Below are 21,193 nucleotides of genomic sequence, written 5' to 3'. Positions count from 1 at the left end.
ACGCTGACGCGTCTTATCCGGCCTACAGCGTCTTATCCGGCCTACATGTTCCCGCCATTTTGTTTAACGGGTGATCCACAACGTGGGCCAGGCATCTGGCCCATGCCAGTTATCGCAGGTGGGTTCGGCAGCGTAACGCACCAGACGAAAACGCTGGCCGTCAAAACGCCAGCGCGTCTGGATACCACAATCGCTTAATCCACGGCCTTTCGCTAACGTCACCAGTTCACGCGATTTTTCATCAAATGTCGCGTTCATCAGTTCCAGTTCATTCGTCTCCTGACCGTTATTGAACGGCAAACGCAACCGTACCGGACGCGAGGCCAGCGGCTTTTTACGCGACACTATCCACGCCAGATCAATGGTGTTATAGGCGCCCGCCTCACAGCTAATCATCATCAGCGCTTTATCATCGGTTAGCGCAGTGACATTCACCTCTCGACGCAACGGATCAAGCGAACAACGCAGGCCATTCATCCGCCAGTTACCGTAATCCAGCAAATCATTACGCTCTTCGAGTGAGAGTGGCGTCGGCGTTGGGTTAACCACCACGACCTCTTTCAGCGCAGGCGCGGGCGGTACGCTGAGTGGCGGCTCGTCTCCTTTCTTGATCCACGCAGTTTCACTGCCAACGCGCTTTTGCTGGGCATCAATAAACAACAACGCCGCTTTTAATCCATTAAGAGAAATGGTCTGATCGCCGTCGCGTAAGGTAATTGCCTTCCCTTCCTGAATCATTTGCAAAAACGCGGTGATGGTTGCCGTATCATCGGTTACTAATAACCATGGTGAAATCCGCCACTTGTCACCACTTAACGCCAGCGGCTCACCATCTAACAGCAGTCGTGGCGCTATCGCCTCTTCCGACGCATCCGGCGACTTCAACCCGCCGCGCTCAATACGTAAAACGGCATCGGTATGCGCCCCGGCACTGCGACTGAGAGTCATCACCAGTCCATTATGATTGCCAGTGTTGCGCGCTACGCAGAAATTTTGGTTGTTACAGGTGACCTGCCAGTCAGAAAACGTCCGCTGCGCTGGTGCTGCCCACGCGAAAGACGCCGGCAACAAAGCGAAAAAAAAGAGAAGGAAAATGCGATAGCGCATGGACGGTACGACCCCAGAAGTTCAAACAAACAGCACAAGTCGTATCTTCGTTGCGCAGGTAGCGCGGCTCAATCGGATTTATCGGATTGAGCCAATAATAAACAACGAAATATTATTGTTATTTTTCAGTCCATTAAATGTGACGTTTGTAAATAGTTAAGCAATAACACCGTCTTACCGTCACGTATCTCGCCGGTATTAATCATCTCAAGCGCCTGGCTGAACGGCAGCTCAAGCACTTCAATATCTTCATCTTCGACGCCGCCCCCCGCGTTAGCACGCTGACTGTCACTGTATTCGGCGATAAAAAAGTGGATTAGCTCGGTCACACCGCCAGGCGACATATACAGTTCAAATAATTTGCGTACTTCGCCAACCTCATAACCCGTCTCTTCAATCGCTTCTTTGCGAATGCACACTTCGGGTTCGTCGTTGTCCAGCAGCCCGGCACAGGTTTCAATCAACTGCCCGCTTTCATTGCCATTAACCCAGGTCGCGACGCGGAACTGACGAATCAGAACTACGGTCTTTTTCTTCGCGTTGTACAGGAGGATCGTCGCGCCATTGCCGCGATCGTAAACTTCACGTTTATGGCGGATAACTTCGCCATCTTTGCGGGTGAGATCGTAAGTAATGTTGTGCAGGGTGAAATAGTTATCGGAGAGAATTTGGTCTTTGATGAGGGTGATTTGTTGCGTCATACCGACTCCACAGCGCGAAATGAACAAGTATCTTACGCTGTGAAGTCGGGTTTGTCTGCGGATGGAATTAGTGAGATTTGACTGATTTTATCCCCAGCCAGTCAATAATTCCCTGCGCCGCATGGCGCCCTTCCGCCATTGCAGTCACCACGAGATCCGCACCGCGCACGGCATCGCCACCGGCGAAGATTTTCGGGTTCGTCGTCTGGTAACGGTACTGACTTTCAACATCAGCCACGATGCGCCCCCATTTATCCACCGTTACACCGTGTGACTGAAGCCACGGCATATCATGCGGATTAAAACCAAACGCCATAATCACCGCGTCGGCAGGCATGACAAATTCACTGCCTTCCACCGGCACCGGACGCCGACGCCCTTGTGCATCCGGCTCGCCAAGACGCGTGCGCAGGAAACGAATCCCGCAGACGTGACCTTGCTCATTCAATTCAAGCGCCACTGGCTGGACGTTAAATTCGAAGTTAGCCCCCTCTTCGCGGGCGTTCTTCACCTCTTTTTTCGAACCGGGCATGTTAGCTTCATCACGACGATAGGCGCAGGTGACGTTACTTGCGCCGTGGCGCAGCGCGGTGCGCACACAGTCCATCGCGGTGTCGCCGCCGCCCAGTACAACGACATTTAGCCCGGCTGTATTGATAAACGGCTCTTCCGGTAGCTCTTCAAGCCCCATCACCTGTTTGGTGTTAGCAATAAGGAACGGCAGAGCGTCATAAACGCCCGGCGCATCTTCATTGGGTAAGCCCGCTTTCATGGAACGGTAAGTGCCGACGCCAACGAAGACTGCGTCGTATTGTTCGAGCAGCGAATCCAAAGAGACATCTTTACCCACTTCACAATTGAGTTTGAAGTGAATCCCCATTGCGCTGAAGATTTCCCGACGGCGCGCCATCAGCGATTTATCCAATTTGAAAGAAGGAATGCCAAAGGTGAGCAAGCCACCGATTTCTGGATGGCGATCGTATACCGTCACCTCCACGCCGCTGCGGGTCAGGACGTCCGCACAGGCCAGCCCCGCAGGCCCCGCACCGATAATCGCCACTCGCTTGTCCACTTTGGTGACATGGCTTAAGTCAGGACGCCAACCTTTCGCCAACGCCTGATCTGAAATGTAGCGTTCAATGTTGCCGATAGTCACCGCGCCGTGCTCATCGCGAATGGTGCAGGCGCCTTCACACAAGCGATCTTGCGGACAGACGCGTCCGGTAATTTCTGGCAGGGTGTTGGTCTGGTGAGAAAGCTCGACGGCGGCGTCGATATTTCCGGCTTTCACCAGTTCAATCCACTGCGGAATATGGTTATGCAGCGGACAGGTCCATTCACAGACGCTATGCTCGCCGCACTTCAGGCAGCGCGAGGCTTCCCGTTGTGCCTGGTCGGTGCGGAATGGCAGATAAATTTCATCAAAGCCGGTTTTGCGCGCTTCAATTGCCAGTTTATCCGGCTCGCCGCGCGCGGGCGTTGCCTGCATTTGCTCGACTTTACTCATTACCGGCATTTCTTGTGCCGCTGTACTGGAATGCCACGGTTGATGTTCCTGACGTGCAGTGCGCAAGCGGCGAGATTTCGCTATGCCGGAGAGTGCGGCGTCGGTGACCAGTTGCAGCGCATCCGCCGGGCAGTTTTCGACACAGGCGGGGCCGTTTTCTCGCCCTGCGCACAGGTCGCATTTATGTGCCGTGGCTTTCACTTTACCCGCTGTGACGGGTGTCAGGACAATCTGCATGGTGCCAAACGGACAGGCCACCACACAGGATTTACAGCCAATACACTTTTGCTGATTGACCTGAATGCTGTCATCAACATGGCTGATTGCGCCATTGGGGCAGCTACGGGCACAGGGCGCATCTTCGCAATGGTGACAGGTCACTGCACTACGTTGCTGCTGATGTTTGATAACCGTAATTCGGGGATGAAAATGGTGTTGGCTCAGGACATGTTGCTCATCATTGTGAGCCATGACACAGGCGATTTCACAAGCATGACAACCCAGACATTGCTGACTGTTGGCCATAATAAAACGATTCATAACGACCTTCTTTTTTGGTTGTAAAAACCTTATTCTTTATATGAGTGTTGTTATTACCCGACTTGCAGGGGAATCGGCAATGTCCATGTGCCCAGAACAAGTAACTATTTCGCTATAAACTGTGGCAGATCAAATAATCCCATCACTGACTAAATTGCGTTTCAACAACCTGGAACATTAATGATTTTATGTGGAGAAGACGCGTGTGATTGTTAAACGACCCGTCTCGGCCAGTCTGGCCAGGGCCTTTTTTTACATTGTGCTGCTGTCGATTCTTTCCACGGGTATCGCTCTGCTAACTCTGGCGAGCAGCTTGCGCGACGCTGAGGCGATCAATATTGCCGGATCGCTGCGTATGCAGAGTTACCGCCTGGGCTACGACTTGCAAAGTGGCAGTCCACAACTCAATGCGCATCGCCAGTTGTTCCAGCAGGCACTGCATTCACCGGTATTAACCAATCTCAACGTCTGGTATGTGCCAGAGGCAGTAAAAACCCGCTATGCGCATCTGAATGCCAACTGGCTGGAGATGAATAATCGGCTCAGCAAGGGGGATTTGCCGTGGTATCAGGCCAATATCGATAATTATGTCAATCAGATAGACCTGTTCGTGCTGGCTTTACAGCACTACGCTGAACGCAAAATGCTGCTGGTGGTGGCGATTTCGCTGGCTGGCGGCATCGGTATTTTCACGCTGGTCTTTTTTACTCTGCGCCGCATACGCCATCAGGTCGTTGCCCCACTGAATCAACTGGTTACCGCCAGTCAGCGTATTGAACACGGTCAGTTCGACTCACCGCCGCTGGATACCAGCCTGCCCAATGAGCTGGGACTGCTGGCCAAAACCTTTAACCAGATGTCGAGCGAACTGCATAAATTGTACCGTTCGCTGGAAGCGTCAGTAGAAGAAAAAACCCGCGATCTCCACGAGGCCAAGCGCCGTCTGGAGGTGTTGTATCAGTGTTCGCAGGCGCTGAACACCAGCCAGATTGATGTGCATTGTTTCCGCCACATTTTGCAGATTGTTCGCGACAATGAAGCGGCTGAATATCTGGAGTTAAATGTCGGTGAAAACTGGCGGATTAGCGAAGGAAAGCCCAACCCGCAACTGCCGATGCAGATTTTACCGGTGACCATGCAAGAGACGGTTTACGGCGAGCTGCACTGGCAAAACAGCAACGTGTCGGCCTCCGAACCGCTGCTTAATAGCGTTTCATCGATGCTGGGGCGCGGTTTGTACTTTAACCAGGCACAGAAGCATTTTCAGCAGTTGCTGTTGATGGAGGAACGCGCGACCATCGCCCGCGAATTGCACGACTCGCTGGCTCAGGTGCTTTCTTATTTGCGTATCCAGTTAACATTACTGAAGCGTTCGATACCGGAAGATAACGCCACCGCACAAAGTATCATGGCCGATTTTTCCCAGGCATTGAATGATGCGTATCGGCAGTTACGCGAGCTGCTGACCACTTTCCGCCTCACGCTGCAGCAGGCGGATCTCCCTTCCGCGCTGCGGGAAATGCTGGATACATTACAAAATCAAACCAGCGCCAAACTGACCCTCGACTGCCGCTTGCCAACCCTGGCGCTGGATGCGCAAATGCAGGTGCATCTGTTGCAAATTATTCGTGAAGCGGTGCTGAATGCGATGAAGCACGCCAACGCCAGCGAAATCGCTGTTAGCTGCGTCACCGCACCGGACGGCAACCACACGGTCTATATCCGTGACAACGGGATTGGCATCGGTGAACCGAAAGAACCTGAAGGCCATTATGGTCTGAATATTATGCGCGAGCGCGCGGAACGACTGGGCGGAACGCTGACATTTTCGCAACCTTCCGGCGGCGGCACGTTAGTGAGTATTAGCTTTCGCTCTGCGGCGGGTGAGGAAAGTCAACTGATGTAATACCTCTTGTTGACCAAAGAATACGGGCACTTAAGGTTCAGTATAAAAGGGCATGATAATTTACATTATCTCCTTTTTTTCTCCACGATTGGCTCGTACCTTGCCGCTACAGTGAAGCAAGTCAAGCCTACAACGATACGCAGAAACACGAGGTCCTCTTTTAATGGCGAATTTCTTTATTGATCGCCCCATTTTTGCCTGGGTACTGGCAATCCTGTTGTGTCTGACAGGAACCCTGGCGATTTTCTCATTGCCCGTTGAACAATACCCGGATCTCGCGCCGCCAAACGTGCGAGTGACCGCTAACTATCCAGGCGCTTCGGCTCAGACGCTGGAAAACACCGTAACCCAGGTTATCGAGCAGAATATGACTGGCCTCGATAACCTGATGTATATGTCGTCACAAAGCAGTGGCACCGGTCAGGCATCTGTCACCTTAAGTTTTAAAGCCGGAACCGACCCGGACGAGGCGGTGCAACAGGTGCAAAACCAGCTGCAATCGGCCATGCGTAAACTCCCACAGGCGGTACAAAACCAGGGCGTGACAGTACGTAAAACCGGCGATACTAACATCCTGACCATTGCTTTCGTCTCTACCGATGGTTCGATGGATAAACAAGATATTGCCGATTACGTTGCCAGTAATATTCAGGATCCGTTAAGCCGCGTTAACGGCGTTGGTGATATCGACGCCTATGGTTCACAGTACTCGATGCGTATCTGGCTTGATCCGGCAAAACTGAACAGCTTCCAGATGACGGCTAAAGATGTAACCGACGCCATTGAGTCACAGAACGCGCAGATTGCGGTCGGACAGCTTGGCGGTACACCTTCTGTAGATAAACAAGCATTGAACGCTACCATTAACGCCCAGTCGCTGTTGCAAACGCCTGAACAGTTCCGCGATATCACCTTGCGGGTAAATCAGGATGGTTCGGAAGTGAAACTGGGCGATGTTGCCACCGTCGAAATGGGGGCGGAGAAATACGATTATCTTAGCCGCTTTAATGGTAAGCCTGCCTCCGGTCTGGGAGTAAAACTGGCTTCCGGCGCGAACGAAATGGCCACAGCGAAGCTGGTACTGAACCGGCTCGACGAACTGGCGCAATACTTCCCCCCCGGGCTGGAATATAAGGTGGCATATGAAACCACCTCGTTTGTTAAAGCCTCCATTGAAGACGTGGTGAAAACCCTGTTAGAAGCTATCGCGCTGGTTTTCCTCGTCATGTATCTGTTCCTGCAAAACTTCCGCGCTACGCTGATTCCAACTATCGCCGTGCCGGTGGTGTTAATGGGCACTTTCTCCGTGCTTTACGCCTTCGGTTACAGCGTCAACACCTTAACCATGTTCGCGATGGTGCTGGCGATCGGTCTGCTGGTGGATGACGCCATCGTGGTAGTGGAAAACGTCGAACGTATTATGAGTGAGGAAGGACTCACTCCTCGCGAAGCTACACGTAAATCGATGGGGCAGATCCAGGGGGCACTGGTCGGGATTGCGATGGTGCTGTCGGCGGTATTTGTGCCAATGGCCTTCTTTGGCGGCACGACCGGAGCTATCTATCGCCAGTTCTCTATTACCATTGTTGCGGCGATGGTGCTGTCGGTGCTGGTGGCGATGATCCTCACTCCGGCGCTGTGTGCCACGCTACTTAAGCCACTGAAAAAAGGTGAGCATCACGGGCAGAAAGGCTTTTTTGCCTGGTTTAACCAGATGTTCAACCGTAACGCCGAACGCTACGAGAAAGGGGTGGCGAAAATTCTCCACCGCAGCCTGCGCTGGATTTTGATTTACGTCCTGCTGTTAGGCGGTATGGTGTTTCTGTTCCTGCGTCTGCCGACGTCATTCCTGCCACTGGAAGACCGTGGCATGTTCACCACGTCGGTGCAGCTACCCAGCGGTTCGACCCAGCAACAGACGCTGAAAGTGGTGGAACAGATCGAGAAGTATTACTTCACTCATGAGAAAGACAATATCACGTCGGTATTTGCCACGGTCGGTTCAGGCCCTGGCGGCAACGGGCAAAACGTGGCGCGTATGTTTATCCGCCTGAAAGACTGGAGTGAGCGCGACAGTAAGACCGGCACTTCGTTTGCCATTATCGAACGTGCAACGAAAGAATTTAATAAGATTAAAGAAGCCCGCGTTATCGCCAGCAGCCCGCCGGCAATTAGCGGTCTTGGCAGTTCTGCGGGTTTTGATATGGAGTTGCAGGATCACGCCGGAGCGGGTCACGATGCGCTGATGGCTGCACGTAACCAGTTGCTGGCGCTGGCAGCGGAAAATCCGGAATTAACCCGCGTGCGCCATAACGGTCTTGATGACAGTCCGCAGTTGCAGATTGATATCGACCAACGTAAAGCTCAGGCGCTGGGCGTTGCCATTGACGATATTAACGACACGCTGCAAACCGCGTGGGGTTCAAGCTATGTAAATGACTTTATGGATCGCGGTCGCGTGAAGAAAGTCTATGTGCAGGCCGCCGCGCCGTATCGGATGCTGCCGGATGATATCAACCTGTGGTATGTGCGTAACAAAGACGGTGGGATGGTGCCCTTCTCTGCCTTCGCGACCTCTCGCTGGGAGACAGGTTCGCCGCGTCTGGAACGCTATAACGGCTATTCTGCGGTAGAGATTGTCGGGGAAGCCGCACCGGGCGTCAGTACGGGTACAGCGATGGATATTATGGAATCGTTAGTGAAGCAGTTGCCGAACGGCTTTGGACTGGAGTGGACGGCGATGTCGTACCAGGAACGACTTTCCGGTGCGCAAGCTCCGGCGCTGTATGCCATTTCATTGCTGGTGGTATTCCTGTGTCTGGCTGCACTTTATGAAAGTTGGTCAGTACCGTTCTCGGTAATGCTGGTTGTACCGCTGGGAGTTATCGGCGCGCTGCTGGCAACCTGGATGCGCGGGCTGGAAAACGACGTTTACTTCCAGGTGGGTTTATTAACGGTCATTGGTTTATCGGCGAAAAACGCCATCCTCATTGTCGAGTTCGCTAACGAGATGAACCAAAAAGGTCACGACCTGTTTGAAGCGACGCTTTATGCCTGCCGCCAGCGTTTACGCCCGATACTGATGACCTCGCTGGCGTTTATCTTCGGCGTACTGCCGATGGCAATCAGCAGCGGTGCCGGTTCCGGTGGTCAACATGCGGTGGGTACTGGCGTAATGGGGGGAATGATCTCCGCCACCATTCTGGCGATTTACTTCGTGCCGCTGTTCTTTGTGCTGGTACGCCGTCGTTTCCCTCTGAAGCCACGCCCGGAATAAGCAATAAAAAAGGCGACATGCCAACGTGTCGCCTTTTTCAACTTTCTGATAAAGAACCTGTTCATCAGGTTCTTTCATTTTACCTTCTGTCCTGGTAATTACTTGCGAAGCATAACTTCGATAAAGTCTTTCCAGTTCCCCAGTTCACGTTCAATCATAACAACCTCTCTTATAATTATGGGTATTCTACGGAAACAATATACCGTGGTGAAGCTAATTTATTCGATTGCAGTGATTACTACCTCCGGGGCAAAACCTATGTAAATACTATGGCCCTGAGACAGGGATTTTTATGTGATGCAAAGCAACATTTCAACAGATTCATACGGATTCTAATACTTGCTTAATTCTGTTTGAAATACATACAGATACCTAGGGGAATATTCTTAATAATTACATTCAAAATGCTCACAATTATTTAATAATTGTTAAGTGAAACACCTTAATAATGTTATATTCCCTGGTATTCATTTGTCGGGGAAATGTATTGACCGTTAAATGAGTATTTATTCTTATAAATCGAAAAAGGATTCATTATGGTTACACTTTACGGCATTAAAAATTGTGACACCATTAAAAAGGCTCGCCGTTGGCTGGAAGCCAATAACATCGACTATCGTTTTCATGATTATCGCGTTGATGGGCTGGACAGCGAATTATTGAACGGTTTTATCAACGAATTAGGCTGGGAAGCGTTACTCAACACCCGTGGTACTACCTGGCGTAAACTGGACGAAACCACGCGCAATAAAATCACCGATGCGGCTTCTGCGGCGGCATTAATGACTGAAATGCCTGCAATTATCAAACGCCCATTGCTCTGCACGCCAGAGAAGCCTATGCTGCTGGGTTTCAGTGAATCCAGTTATCAGCAATTTTTCCATGAGGTGTAGTCTATGTCGTGTCCGGTTATTGAGCTGACACAGCAGCTTATTCGCCGCCCATCCTTAAGTCCTGATGACGCAGGATGTCAGGCAATCATTACCGAACGTTTACAGGCGATCGGTTTTACCATCGAACGCATGGACTTTGCGGATACGCAGAATTTTTGGGCGTGGCGTGGACAGGGAGAAACGTTAGCCTTTGCCGGACATACCGACGTTGTACCGCCTGGCGATGCCGACCGTTGGATCAATCCACCATTTGAACCGACCATTCGCGACGGTATGTTATTCGGGCGCGGCGCGGCAGATATGAAAGGGTCGCTGGCGGCGATGGTGGTAGCAGCAGAACGCTTTGTCGCTCAACATCCCAACCATAAAGGTCGACTGGCGTTTCTGATCACCTCAGACGAAGAAGCCAGCGCCCACAACGGCACGGTCAAAGTGGTCGAAACCTTAATGGCACGCCGTGAACGGCTGGATTACTGCCTGGTTGGTGAACCATCGAGTATCGAAGTGGTCGGTGATGTAGTGAAAAATGGCCGTCGCGGATCGTTGACCTGTAACCTTACTATTCATGGCGTGCAAGGGCATGTGGCCTACCCACACCTTGCAGATAACCCTGTACATCGTGCAGCCCCTTTCCTCAATGAGTTAGTGGCTATCGAGTGGGATCAGGGCAATGAGTTTTTCCCGGCAACCAGTATGCAAATAGCCAATATTCAGGCGGGTACTGGCAGTAATAATGTCATTCCGGGTGAGCTGTTTGTACAGTTTAACTTCCGCTTTAGCACCGAACTTACTGATGAAATGATCAAAACACAGGTGCTTACCCTGCTTGAAAAACATCAACTGCGTTATACGGTCGATTGGTGGCTTTCCGGGCAGCCATTTTTGACTGCGCGCGGTAAACTGGTAGATGCGGTCGTCAACGCGGTTGAGCACTATAATGAAATTAAACCGCAGCTACTGACCACAGGCGGAACGTCCGACGGGCGCTTTATTGCCCGCATGGGGGCGCAGGTGGTGGAACTTGGGCCGGTCAATGCCACTATTCATAAAATTAATGAATGTGTGAACGCTGCCGACCTGCAGCTACTTGCCCGTATGTATCAACGTATCATGGAACAGCTCGTCGCCTGATGAGTGGTTCTGCAAGAGGAAAAAAGCATGGACTGGCTGGCTAAATATTGGTGGATTCTGGTAATTGTCTTTTTGGTGGGCGTCCTGCTGAATGTTATCAAAGATCTCAAGCGCGTCGACCATAAGAAATTTCTCGCCAACAAGCCGGAGCTTCCCCCGCATCGTGATTTCAACGATAAATGGGACGATGACGACGACTGGCCGAAGAAGGATCAACCGAAGAAGTAAGCTGGAGGGGCCGGATAATGTCTGGCGCTCAACCGTAGGCCGGATAAGACGCGTCAGCGTCGCATCAGGCATCATAGCCGGATGCGGCGTGAACGCCTTATCCGGCCTACGCGTCCGGCACCTGTCTTTTACATCATTTCAATCACATCATCATCGCCAGGCTTACCGCCGCTTAACGCCTCGTCGAAGTAATGTTTCGGAATGGTATAACGCAAGTGATCCAGGGCAAATTGCATACTGCGATTATCGATCGCATGACCTAAATCCTCCACGATATCCAGCGTCACATCTCCACCGGCGTTAATTAACGCTTCCTGCGCCGCAACCGCGTGAGCCAGATCGATAACCGGATCTTCACCACCGTGGATCAGGTGAATTGTTGTAGCAGTAGAAGCCGTTTTCGGCAGGCTGGCATAGCGTCCGTTAAAGGCGATGACGCGTGAGGCAAGTCCCGGTTCGGCTTTAATACTCTCCAGCGCCATAATGGCCCCTTGTGAGAACCCGATCAGCGCCGTGGCGTTAGCCCCTACTCCGCTCTGTTTCTGCCAGTAGCGTACTGTCTCAATAAACGTCGGCATGATGGCATCCACCCGCGCCTGGCGATTCTCTTCCGTTACGCCCTGCACCGAAAACCATTGACGCCCTGCCGGATTACCGCTCGGCTCAGCACCACCGACACTTACCACCAGCGCATCTGGAAACAACGGTGCAAACCAGCTACCGATTTCCCCCATTGCCACCGGGTTATCCCCGACACCGTGGAAAAGCAGTAACAACTGTTGGGCAGGTTTATCCGGGCTTTGAACAACAAAATGGTCATGTTTCATGGCGAACTCCTTAACTGATGTCATTAATTTTACGCCGCTGACTCACAATGACCATGGGAGAAAATTGAAGGAGTCAGTGAAAAAATTGCCATTGTGTTATGCGATTGCGCAGGCGTTCAGTGCGGACATCATCAAGTGCGAATAGCGCCTGCGCGGCTTCTTCGCGTTGGCAAACCAGCAATGCCTTACGGCCTGAAAGTTTAAGTGTGGTACATAACTGCGCGTCGCTGACGTTTTTCTGCAACCGTCCTCGCAGCGCCGGTAATGCCCGTTCACTGGTTTGCAGCAGGCGTGTTAAACAACCTAACGACGTTAAAAGGGGACGATGGGCGAAAGCAAAACCGGCCAGTTCAAGCCAGTCATTATCAGAAAGCATGATATCGTTTAACGGATCAACCGAGATGCTTTCACCATTCCATTGCGAGAGAATTTGTGCGTCGCGGCGTAAACGATAATGCTCACATTCTGCCAATTGTTTACCCGCTTCGCTAATGGGTAATAGTGCCATCGCCGTATAACAGCCGCTACTGGCTTCGCGATGATTACCCATCCGTACCAGCACAAAACCGCAGCGTTGCCAGAAACGCCATAATTCCTCGGTGTAGCCAAAACTCACCGAAAGATAGTCGAGGCCATGCATATATTGCACAGCGTCAGCAATAAGTTGCTGCCCTGTACCTTCCCGCTGACGCGCCGGATGGACGGCAATGCGGCTGACACGCCGTCCGCGTAACGTTGCTGCCAGTGGATTGCTACCGTGTGCCGCCAGCGACTGAGCCACCAGGTTGCCACGCGGGCGACGAAAACCCGCCCATACCGCCTGACTGAGCTCTTCAGATAATCCCCCCTCATCCACCAGCCACAGCGCCCCGGCAATCTCGTTTTCGCAAGCAGCTTGTAAAAAATGTTGTCCAGGCGCGTCCATCATCCGGCGTAAATCCAGCGGTGAAGTCCGGTAGTGCGCACCAGACAATAACTGGTAAACCTTTAACGGCGTTTCTGGTTTGCTTCGCCATGAAGTCTGTTCAAATGCAGAAATGGTGATCTTGCCTTGTGGTACGCGCGTGAAGGTTTCATCGTCAAAAACCAGTGCCTCGCTAACCATTTTTTCCAGCGGGCATCCCTGCGCCCAGCGGATCGGCTGTTGCAATTCAAAACGCTGCAAATGCGGGAAGCGGGCGCAAAATTTCAGCAAAAAGCCACGCCCGGTGCCTTCATAGCCCTGCACCGTAGTGGTTAACAAAGTACGCGGAAAGCGTGATACCAGTTGATGTAATAGTGGGGCGGGTATTGCAGCAGCTTCATCGACAACCAGCCAATCAGCTTTTTCATCACTGGACAGCAATGCATCCGGCGCAACAAAACGAAACTTCTCTCCGGCAAATTGTGCCAGCACATTCGTTGCGGCTCTCGCAGGCGCAGTGACTATCGCACTGCCAGCGATACGGGAAATGAGTTGCCCTGCCAGCGCCGACTTACCGCGTCCGCGCGCAGCAGTTACCGCTGCCACGCCCGGTGGCATAGTCAGAAGCTGTTGTAGTATCTGTTGTTGTTCTGGTTGCGGTGCGCCGGTAGCGGATTGCCAGTCAGTACGGGGAGCAAAATGCGCCAACGTGAACGGTTGATTTTGCCGCCAGAGGATAGCGTCGTTATCCGCCGTAAGTACGCGTTTGAGATGCTGGACAAAATGCGGTGTAGCGATGGGACTGGCGCAATCACTCCAGCGCAGCGAATCAGCATCGGGATGGTTTTCCCATTCTTCCCATACAGGGAGTAACAAAACCAGCCAACTGCCCGCTTTCAGCGTTCCACCAAGCGCCGCAAAGGCTGCGGCATCAAAGCCCTGGCGAGCATCGAATACCGCATGCTGGAACTCGCGCCCAAGTAAAGTTTGTAGCGCCGCTGGCGTACAGTGGTTTTCAGAAGTTGGCTGCGGCGATACCCACAGCCAGTCGCCAGGTAATGCGTCACGCAATTTGAGTGCATGTTCACAGCACCAGCACGCATCCCCGCTCAACACCAACAGGCGGCGAATCCCTTCGCGTTTCATTTGCGCTGTTAATGTGTGTAGCGCGGTCAGTTCAGCCATCCCTGCCCCGAAAGTTAAATGCTTTTACCGAAAGTATTGCATTGTGCCGGATCGCCGCTGTCGAAACCACGTTTAAACCAGCTATAGCGTTGTTGGGATGTACCATGAGTAAAGCTGTCCGGCACTACCCGCCCCTGACTTTGCTGCTGTAAGCGGTCATCGCCGATGGCTTGCGCCGCATTCAGCGCCTCTTCCAGATCGCCAGTTTCCAGAACGCCTTGTTGCTGCATACTGTGCCCCCAGACACCGGCAAAACAGTCGGCCTGGAGTTCCATACGCACAGATAAGCGGTTCACTTCCGCCTGCGTCGCGTTTTGTTGCAATTGACGGACTTTCGGTTCAATGCCTAACAGTTTCTGCACATGATGACCGACTTCATGGGCGATAACGTATCCCTGAGCGAAATCACCATCCGCGCCCAGTTTGTCTTTCATGTCATCATAGAAAGAGAGATCGATATAGACCGTACCATCCGCCGGGCAATAGAACGGCCCCATAATGGACTGTCCGGCGCCGCAACCGGTGCGTGTCATTCCGCGATACATCACCAGCTTCGGTTGCTGATAAGTCTTACCCATCTTCTCGAATTGCTGTCCCCAGGTGTCTTCCGTGGTTGCCAGAATTACCGAGGTGAATTTTGCTGCTTCATCTTCATTTGGGCTAATTGAGCGCGTTGATTGCTGTTGAGAAATCGGCTGTCCGGTCATCAACCCAGTTAAATCAACACCATAGTAGCCAGCAACCAGCACCACTACCAGTAAAATCAGCCCACCTTTACCGCTTGGCAGACGGAAACCGGGACCGCCCATTGACGGACCACCAGAGCTGTTTCGCCTGTCTTCAACATTGTCACTTTCACGACGCCCTTGCCAGCGCATAGATACCTCAACAATATATTCATTATAGTGATGATCGTAGGTGCTTCAGAGGAAGATTACCACAGAAAAACGGGAGGAAATGATGGAGGAATTAAGGCTTCATTCCTCGTTATATAATTTACGAATGTTAGAAGTAAAAGAGAATGTTAGCTCCAGTCTTCTAGTCTGATTCCCGCTACTCGCTCAAACTCTCGGGTATTGTTGGTAACCACAATCAAACCGCGACTGCGAGCATGTCCCGCTATCATCTGGTCAAAAGGTCCAACGGGCCTTCCCTGCCGGGCAAGCTCGGCTCTGATTTGCCCAGTATGCGTCGCAGCAGCACTATCATAATCAAGCACTTCCAAACGAGATACGAAACCTTCAATCACCGCTAAATTGCGTTCTGGCATCTGACTTTTTTCTGCCCCATAGATAAGCTCCATCAATGTTACAGAACTTATACACATGCGGCCAGAATTCAGGTTAAAGCGATCCCTGACATGTACTGGTTTATTCTTAATAGTGAAAATACAGATATTGGTATCCAGCATGAATTTCAACATCAGAATGATTCCCTTTCCTGCATTGCGGGTTGATCACGGATATCCATAAAATCCGCACTCACATTTTCGCCATCAAACCAACTGTCCCAGGACTCACCAACGGGAGTAATGATTCTTGTACGACCAATCGCAATAATTTCTACTTTCTTAACGTCTTCTGGCAGAGCGACCGCTTTAGGTAATCTGACAGCCTGACTGCGATTACTTAAAAATACAGTAGTTTCCATAGCCCCTCCTTCTTTGGGATATACGTTATGTATATACATATTGGCTTGGTATTACTTTTCTGTCAAAGGGAGATAATGCGAAGTATTGTAGCGGGAGTAACGAAGACATTTAGCCGGAGCATCCTCCGGCTAAAAAATAAGCAATCAGAAAAATCAGTCCAGCTGTACACCCAGGCGGCGGGCGACGGCTTCATAAGCTTCAATCAGGCCACCGAGGCTCTGGCGGAAACGGTCTTTGTCCATTTTCTCCAGCGTTTCTTTGTCCCACAGGCGACTGCCGTCCGGGGAGAACTCATCGCCCAGTACCACTTCGCCTTTGTACAGACCAAACTCCAGCTTGAAGTCGACCAGAATCAGACCGGCATCATCAAACAGTTTTTTCAGCACGTCGTTCGCTTTGTAGGTCAGTTCTTTCATACGCGCTAGGTTCTCTTTGCTTACCCAGCCAAAGGTTTCGCAATAAGATTCGTTAACCATCGGGTCATGCATGGCATCGTTTTTCAGGAACAGATCGAACAGCGGCGGGTTCAGCTCAATACCTTCTTCAATTCCAAGACGTTTCACCAGAGAGCCAGCAGCACGGTTACGTACGACACACTCAACCGGCACCATATCCAGCTTTTTCACCAGACATTCAGTATCGGAGAGCAGACGCTCCATTTGAGTCGGGATACCCGCTTCAGCCAGTTTGCTCATAATGAAGTAGTTGAACTTGTTGTTCACCATACCTTTGCGATCAAACTGCTCAATGCGCGCACCATCACCTGCTGACGTATCATTGCGGAATTCGAGCACCAACAGATCCGGGTTTTCCGTGCTGTATACGGTTTTCGCTTTACCACGATACAACTCAGCTTGCTTTTGCATCTTTATCACTCCTGGGTGTGAATTAACGTTTTAAAATCTTTTGCTGTCTGGTGTGCCGGATATTTTGTCGGATGCGGCGTGAACGCCTTATCTGACCTGTGTCCGACAAACAAATTTCGTGCGAATTAACGCTAAAATCGCGTTTTTCTGCCGACGCACACGTTTGCGTATCATAACAGAAAAAAGGGCCGGATTACTCCAGCCCTGTATTTTTACTTGCTAAACGCTGCCTGGAAGACAGATACCAGTGCGTCGTTTTGGCTTTGAGTCAGCGTATGGCCTTTCGGATCGATGAACTGCAAGCTGCTGCGGTTATCCAAATCACCGACTTGCAGTTTATAGTCACCGGATGCCAGGCCTGGATCGCTCGCGCCCAGTTCCTGCCAGTCGCTGTCAGACAACGGCTTATAGGTCACGGCCATGCTGCCCTGCGAACGGGTGCTGTCGGTCACTTTCATGCCCACTTTTTCCAGCGCCGCTGGCAGACGTTGCCAAACCACGTTGAACGGCCCGCGAACGACCAGCATTGGTAAGCCTGTGTCATCAGCAGCACTTTGTACGTCCATGGTGGTGGAAGCGCGGTTTTGTGCCGCATTAGCCGCATCGGTCACGGATTTATCCAGACCGGCGGAAATGACGTTCATCATCTCCGTGCTGTAACGCTGCATGGAAGCCGCGTCTGCAACCGGTTTGCCCGCCTGCTCCAGGTTCAGCAGTTTCACCGTTACCGCCTGCTGATAACCCTGCGGTTTAACAGAGATTTGATAACGACCGCGATACTGCTCGTCTTCGTCCAGACGATTCCATTGCACCCAATCGGTAGTCAGCGTCTGACCAGCATCATCGCGTTGGGTAATGGTGTAGTTTTTCGCCTGCAGCACGCTAACAACCTGCGGCCACAAAGTATTACCACGACCATTTTCTACCAGCAGCGAGGCGGTGTCGCCCGTAAACTGGGTACGTGCGCCGGAAATCAGCGCCAACGGCTGGGCAGGTGGACGAATGTCCAGCGCCTTACCGACAGCACCGCTACCGTTGGTCACCGGTATTGCATAATCACCGGAAGTCACCGGCAAAATCATTCCTGCCGGAGCATGAAGCTCCGCAAGCGGTGCCGCTTCCAGATAGGCTTCATCACCACTCACCTGACGCTTATAGCGTGAGTCAGAACTACAGGCTGCGAGTAACAGAACAAGCGATACACCCGCAACCTTTGCCAGGCGCGACTTTTGAACAGAGTAAGCCATCAAATCTCCCTAAACTTTACAGCAAACCGGCATACTTAAGCGCCGCTCTGACCGTCTCACGACCACTGTCGGTGATTGGTGTCATTGGCAGGCGCAGCGTATCGGTCGCCACAAGACCCAGTTCCTTACATGCCCATTTCACCGGGATTGGATTGGGTTCGACAAATAGTTTGTTGTGTAATGGCATCAGACGCTGGTTAATAACGCGTGCCTCGGCAAAATGCCCTTCTGCCGCCAGTTTGCACATCTGAGCCATATCACGCGCTGCGACGTTAGCAGTAACGGAAATAACGCCATGACCACCTAACTGCATGAAGTCCAGCGTGCTCGCATCATCGCCGCTCAGCAGAACAAAATCGTCTGAAACCAGCTCTTTGATCTGGTTAACACGCGTTAAGTTCCCTGTTGCCTCTTTGATTCCGATAATATTTTTTACTTTCGCCAGACGGCCCACCGTTTCTGGTAGCAGATCGCAGCCAGTACGGGACGGCACATTATACAGGATTTGCGGCAGGTCAGTATGTTCAGCGATGGCTTTGAAATGCTGATACAGACCTTCCTGCGACGGGCGGTTGTAATAAGGGGTCACCGTCAGGCAGCCAACAATGCCACTGTCATTGAAACGCTGTGTCAGGCTAATGGCTTCCGCAGTAGCGTTAGCGCCGGTTCCGGCAATCACCGGAATACGCCCGTCAGCCAGCTCCAGGGTCATCATCACCACATCAACATGTTCGTCATGATTCAGGGTAGCGGACTCACCAGTGGTGCCAACAGAAACAATCGCCGAAGTACCGCTGGCGACATGATAATCAATCAGTTTTTTTAAGCTAGCCCGACAGACATTACCTTTTTCATCCATCGGAGTAACAATCGCGACAATACTTCCCGTGAACATGGGCCATCCTCTGTGCAAACAAGTGTCTCAATGGTACGTTTGGTATGGCATTAAAAGCAAGCAAACAGAACCGTTCTGATTGTTGTATGCATGTTTTTTTTATGCTTTCCTTAAGAGCTACTCTCCCCCTTGAAGGAATAACCGGTTTGACACTGTCATCGCAACATTATCTGGTGATCACTGCGCTGGGTGCCGATCGCCCAGGAATTGTGAACACTATCACCCGTCATGTCAGTAGTTGCGGCTGTAATATTGAAGACAGTCGCCTGGCGATGCTGGGAGAAGAGTTCACCTTTATCATGCTGCTTTCCGGTTCATGGAACGCAATCACCTTGATCGAATCAACGTTACCGTTGAAAGGTGCCGAACTGGATCTTTTAATCGTGATGAAGCGCACGACGGCTCGTCCGCGTCCGCCGATGCCCGCATCTGTCTGGGTTCAGATCGATGTGGCAGATTCACCGCATTTAATTGAACGCTTTACCGCACTTTTTGACGCGCACCATATGAACATTGCGGAGCTAGTGTCTCGCACGCAACCTGCTGAAAATGAACGAGCTGCGCAACTGCATATTCAGATAACCGCCCACAGCCCGGCGTCTGCGGATTCAGCAAATATTGAACAAGCTTTCAAAGCACTATGTACAGAACTCAATGCGCAAGGCAGTATTAGCGTCGTCAATTATTCCCAACATGATGAACAGGATGGAGTTAAGTAATGAATCCACTGAAAGCCGGTGACATCGCACCGAAATTTAGCTTGCCGGATCAAGACGGAGAACAAGTTAATTTGACCGACTTCCAGGGACAGCGTGTTCTGGTTTATTTCTACCCGAAAGCCATGACCCCCGGCTGTACCGTACAAGCCTGTGGCTTACGCGATAACATGGATGAGTTGAAAAAAGCCGGTGTTGATGTACTGGGTATTAGCACCGATAAACCCGAAAAACTCTTCCGTTTTGCGGAAAAAGAGCTGCTCAACTTTACGCTTCTGTCTGATGAAGACCACCAGGTGTGCGAACAATTCGGCGTCTGGGGAGAGAAGTCCTTCATGGGCAAAACCTACGATGGTATTCACCGCATCAGCTTCTTGATCGATGCTGACGGCAAAATCGAACATGTCTTTGACGATTTCAAAACCAGCAATCACCACGACGTAGTGATTAACTGGCTGAAAGAACACGCCTGATTACTTTGCTCCATTCCGTGCTGGCTGCGCTTGCGGCCAGCACTCCTCACCTCCGGCGATATAGCGGAATGAAGGTTAATCTTGCGCAATTTGACCATCGGGCCAGGCATGGATTACCGCTTTAATTAGCGTCGCCAGAGGAATGGCAAAGAACACCCCCCAGAATCCCCACAAACCACCGAAGATCACCACCGATAAAATAATCACCAGCGGATGCAGGTTAACCGCTTCGGAGAACAACACCGGTACTAACAGGTTGCCATCCAGCGCCTGAATAATCAGATATACCGCGAAGCAGCTCCAGAATTCAGTGCCAGCGCCAAACTGGAATAGCGCCACGCCGACCACCGGAATGGTCACCACAAATGCGCCAATGTACGGAATAAGCACAGAGAAACCGACCAGCACCGCCAGCAGCAGTGAATAGTTCAACCCGAAAAGCAAGAACCCCAGCCAGGTGGCTATCCCCACCACAATCATCTCCAGTACCTTGCCACGGATGTAGTTGGTGATTTGCTGGTTCATCTCCTTCCAGACCTGACCTGCCAGCCCACGGTTACGCGGAAGCACCCGGCGGACGGCATTCAACATTTGCTCTTTATCTTTCAGAAGGAAAAAGACCATCAGCGGCACCAGAACAAGATAGACGGCAATGGTCAGCAGGCCCACCAGCGAGGCGAGAGAGATTTTCACCACCGAATCGCCCATGGTGAGCATCCGGCTGCGCATATTGTCGGCCATCGCATCAATAATGCCCGCATCCATTAACGCCGGATAACGGCGCGGCAACGTGGCGGCAAAATCAGATAGCTTATTGAGCATCCCCGGCATATCGCGGATTAAATATATGCCCTGCTGCCAGGCGATAGGCAGTACCACGAACGCCATCAGCAGCAAAATTCCAACGAAAACCACCAATACAATCGACGTTGCCCAACGGCGGGAACAGCCAATAGATTGCAGGCGCACGGTTGGCCATTCCAGCAAATAGGCCAGCACAATAGCAACCAGCAACGGTGCGAGTAGGCCACTAAAGAAAAAGATAATGCCAAATCCGGCAACTAAAATAACCAGCAAGGCAATCGCTTCCGGATCACTAAAACGGCGGCGATACCATTGCATCAACATTTCGAGCATAA

The 21,193-nt window shown here is 51.6% G+C and carries 20 protein-coding genes; 7 read left to right on the top strand and 13 right to left on the bottom strand.

Features of this window, described 5'->3' with window-relative positions:
* Window positions 1-63: 63 nt before the first annotated feature.
* From LG381_RS10550 to aegA, 3 genes are all read right to left on the bottom strand, one after another.
* Window positions 64-1,107 (bottom strand): DUF1176 domain-containing protein, encoded by a 1,044-nt coding sequence (locus LG381_RS10550; protein WP_225762383.1) that lies wholly within the window; start codon window positions 1,105-1,107, stop codon window positions 64-66.
* A gap of 125 nt (window positions 1,108-1,232) precedes the next feature.
* Entirely contained in the window at window positions 1,233-1,808 is a 576-nt protein-coding gene (nudK, locus tag LG381_RS10545) for a GDP-mannose pyrophosphatase NudK (RefSeq protein WP_010344584.1), read from the bottom strand.
* A 67-nt stretch (window positions 1,809-1,875) separates the two neighbouring features.
* Window positions 1,876-3,855, bottom strand: coding sequence for a formate-dependent uric acid utilization protein AegA (aegA, locus tag LG381_RS10540; protein ID WP_225762382.1), 1,980 nt, complete (start codon window positions 3,853-3,855; stop codon window positions 1,876-1,878).
* A gap of 205 nt (window positions 3,856-4,060) precedes the next feature.
* On the opposite strand from aegA, the gene narQ reads away from it, so the two are divergent.
* Both narQ and acrD read left to right on the top strand, forming a co-directional pair.
* Window positions 4,061-5,761, top strand: coding sequence for a nitrate/nitrite two-component system sensor histidine kinase NarQ (gene narQ / locus LG381_RS10535; protein ID WP_024212552.1), 1,701 nt, complete (start codon window positions 4,061-4,063; stop codon window positions 5,759-5,761).
* A 163-nt stretch (window positions 5,762-5,924) separates the two neighbouring features.
* Window positions 5,925-9,038 carry a multidrug efflux RND transporter permease AcrD gene (gene acrD / locus LG381_RS10530; RefSeq protein ID WP_001263108.1) on the top strand — a complete coding sequence of 1,038 codons (3,114 nt, stop codon included), beginning with the start codon at window positions 5,925-5,927 and terminating at the stop codon, window positions 9,036-9,038.
* Window positions 9,039-9,136: 98 nt separating this feature from the next.
* Here the strand turns inward: acrD and ypfM are convergent, their stop codons facing one another.
* Window positions 9,137-9,196, bottom strand: a complete 60-nt coding sequence (gene ypfM / locus LG381_RS10525) for a protein YpfM (protein WP_001386977.1) — start codon at window positions 9,194-9,196, stop codon at window positions 9,137-9,139.
* A 378-nt stretch (window positions 9,197-9,574) separates the two neighbouring features.
* Between ypfM and LG381_RS10520 the strand changes: the two genes are divergently transcribed.
* The 3 genes from LG381_RS10520 to LG381_RS10510 are packed head-to-tail and all read left to right on the top strand — an operon-like array spanning window position 9,575 to window position 11,290.
* The gene (locus tag LG381_RS10520; protein WP_032225932.1) at window positions 9,575-9,931 is read left to right on the top strand and encodes an ArsC family reductase; all 357 of its coding nucleotides are present in this window, start codon (window positions 9,575-9,577) and stop codon (window positions 9,929-9,931) included.
* Window positions 9,932-9,934: 3 nt separating this feature from the next.
* Complete coding sequence (dapE, locus tag LG381_RS10515; RefSeq protein ID WP_225762381.1) at window positions 9,935-11,062, top strand: succinyl-diaminopimelate desuccinylase; 1,128 nt, start codon at window positions 9,935-9,937, stop codon at window positions 11,060-11,062.
* 27 nt (window positions 11,063-11,089) lie between these two features.
* Window positions 11,090-11,290 (top strand): YpfN family protein, encoded by a 201-nt coding sequence (locus LG381_RS10510; protein WP_000383836.1) that lies wholly within the window; start codon window positions 11,090-11,092, stop codon window positions 11,288-11,290.
* 128 nt (window positions 11,291-11,418) lie between these two features.
* Here the strand turns inward: LG381_RS10510 and ypfH are convergent, their stop codons facing one another.
* The 8 genes from ypfH to dapA form a co-directional block, all read right to left on the bottom strand.
* Window positions 11,419-12,117 carry an esterase gene (gene ypfH, locus LG381_RS10505; protein WP_085461008.1) on the bottom strand — a complete coding sequence of 233 codons (699 nt, stop codon included), beginning with the start codon at window positions 12,115-12,117 and terminating at the stop codon, window positions 11,419-11,421.
* 73 nt (window positions 12,118-12,190) lie between these two features.
* Window positions 12,191-14,206 (bottom strand): tRNA cytosine(34) acetyltransferase TmcA, encoded by a 2,016-nt coding sequence (gene tmcA, locus LG381_RS10500; RefSeq protein WP_225762380.1) that lies wholly within the window; start codon window positions 14,204-14,206, stop codon window positions 12,191-12,193.
* A 14-nt stretch (window positions 14,207-14,220) separates the two neighbouring features.
* The gene (locus tag LG381_RS10495) at window positions 14,221-15,084 is read right to left on the bottom strand and encodes a neutral zinc metallopeptidase (protein WP_001267512.1); all 864 of its coding nucleotides are present in this window, start codon (window positions 15,082-15,084) and stop codon (window positions 14,221-14,223) included.
* A 146-nt stretch (window positions 15,085-15,230) separates the two neighbouring features.
* Window positions 15,231-15,629 (bottom strand): type II toxin-antitoxin system VapC family toxin, encoded by a 399-nt coding sequence (locus LG381_RS10490; protein ID WP_016158766.1) that lies wholly within the window; start codon window positions 15,627-15,629, stop codon window positions 15,231-15,233.
* Window positions 15,629-15,856: a toxin-antitoxin system antitoxin VapB gene (gene vapB, locus LG381_RS10485; RefSeq protein WP_000450525.1), complete on the bottom strand. Its 228-nt coding sequence runs from the start codon at window positions 15,854-15,856 to the stop codon at window positions 15,629-15,631. Before vapB ends, LG381_RS10490 begins: the two co-directional genes overlap by 1 nt.
* Before the next feature lie 153 nt (window positions 15,857-16,009).
* Window positions 16,010-16,723 carry a phosphoribosylaminoimidazolesuccinocarboxamide synthase gene (gene purC, locus LG381_RS10480; RefSeq protein WP_001295467.1) on the bottom strand — a complete coding sequence of 238 codons (714 nt, stop codon included), beginning with the start codon at window positions 16,721-16,723 and terminating at the stop codon, window positions 16,010-16,012.
* 212 nt (window positions 16,724-16,935) lie between these two features.
* Window positions 16,936-17,970 carry an outer membrane protein assembly factor BamC gene (gene bamC / locus LG381_RS10475; RefSeq protein ID WP_010344578.1) on the bottom strand — a complete coding sequence of 345 codons (1,035 nt, stop codon included), beginning with the start codon at window positions 17,968-17,970 and terminating at the stop codon, window positions 16,936-16,938.
* A gap of 16 nt (window positions 17,971-17,986) precedes the next feature.
* Complete coding sequence (dapA, locus tag LG381_RS10470; protein WP_010349870.1) at window positions 17,987-18,865, bottom strand: 4-hydroxy-tetrahydrodipicolinate synthase; 879 nt, start codon at window positions 18,863-18,865, stop codon at window positions 17,987-17,989.
* A gap of 146 nt (window positions 18,866-19,011) precedes the next feature.
* On the opposite strand from dapA, the gene LG381_RS10465 reads away from it, so the two are divergent.
* The gene (locus tag LG381_RS10465) at window positions 19,012-19,584 is read left to right on the top strand and encodes a glycine cleavage system transcriptional repressor (protein WP_000176182.1); all 573 of its coding nucleotides are present in this window, start codon (window positions 19,012-19,014) and stop codon (window positions 19,582-19,584) included.
* Complete coding sequence (gene bcp, locus LG381_RS10460) at window positions 19,584-20,054, top strand: thioredoxin-dependent thiol peroxidase (protein ID WP_001068678.1); 471 nt, start codon at window positions 19,584-19,586, stop codon at window positions 20,052-20,054. The genes LG381_RS10465 and bcp overlap by 1 nt, the downstream gene beginning before the upstream one ends.
* Before the next feature lie 75 nt (window positions 20,055-20,129).
* Here the strand turns inward: bcp and LG381_RS10455 are convergent, their stop codons facing one another.
* Window positions 20,130-21,191: an AI-2E family transporter gene (locus tag LG381_RS10455; protein ID WP_000892038.1), complete on the bottom strand. Its 1,062-nt coding sequence runs from the start codon at window positions 21,189-21,191 to the stop codon at window positions 20,130-20,132.
* Window positions 21,192-21,193: the final 2 nt, after the last annotated feature.

Source organism: Escherichia sp. Marseille-Q3837, from assembly GCF_916618735.1.
GTDB classification, from domain to species: domain Bacteria; phylum Pseudomonadota; class Gammaproteobacteria; order Enterobacterales; family Enterobacteriaceae; genus Escherichia; species Escherichia ruysiae.
The sequence above is the reverse complement of the archived record's forward strand: the minus strand, read 5'-3'. Positions and strand labels throughout refer to the sequence as shown.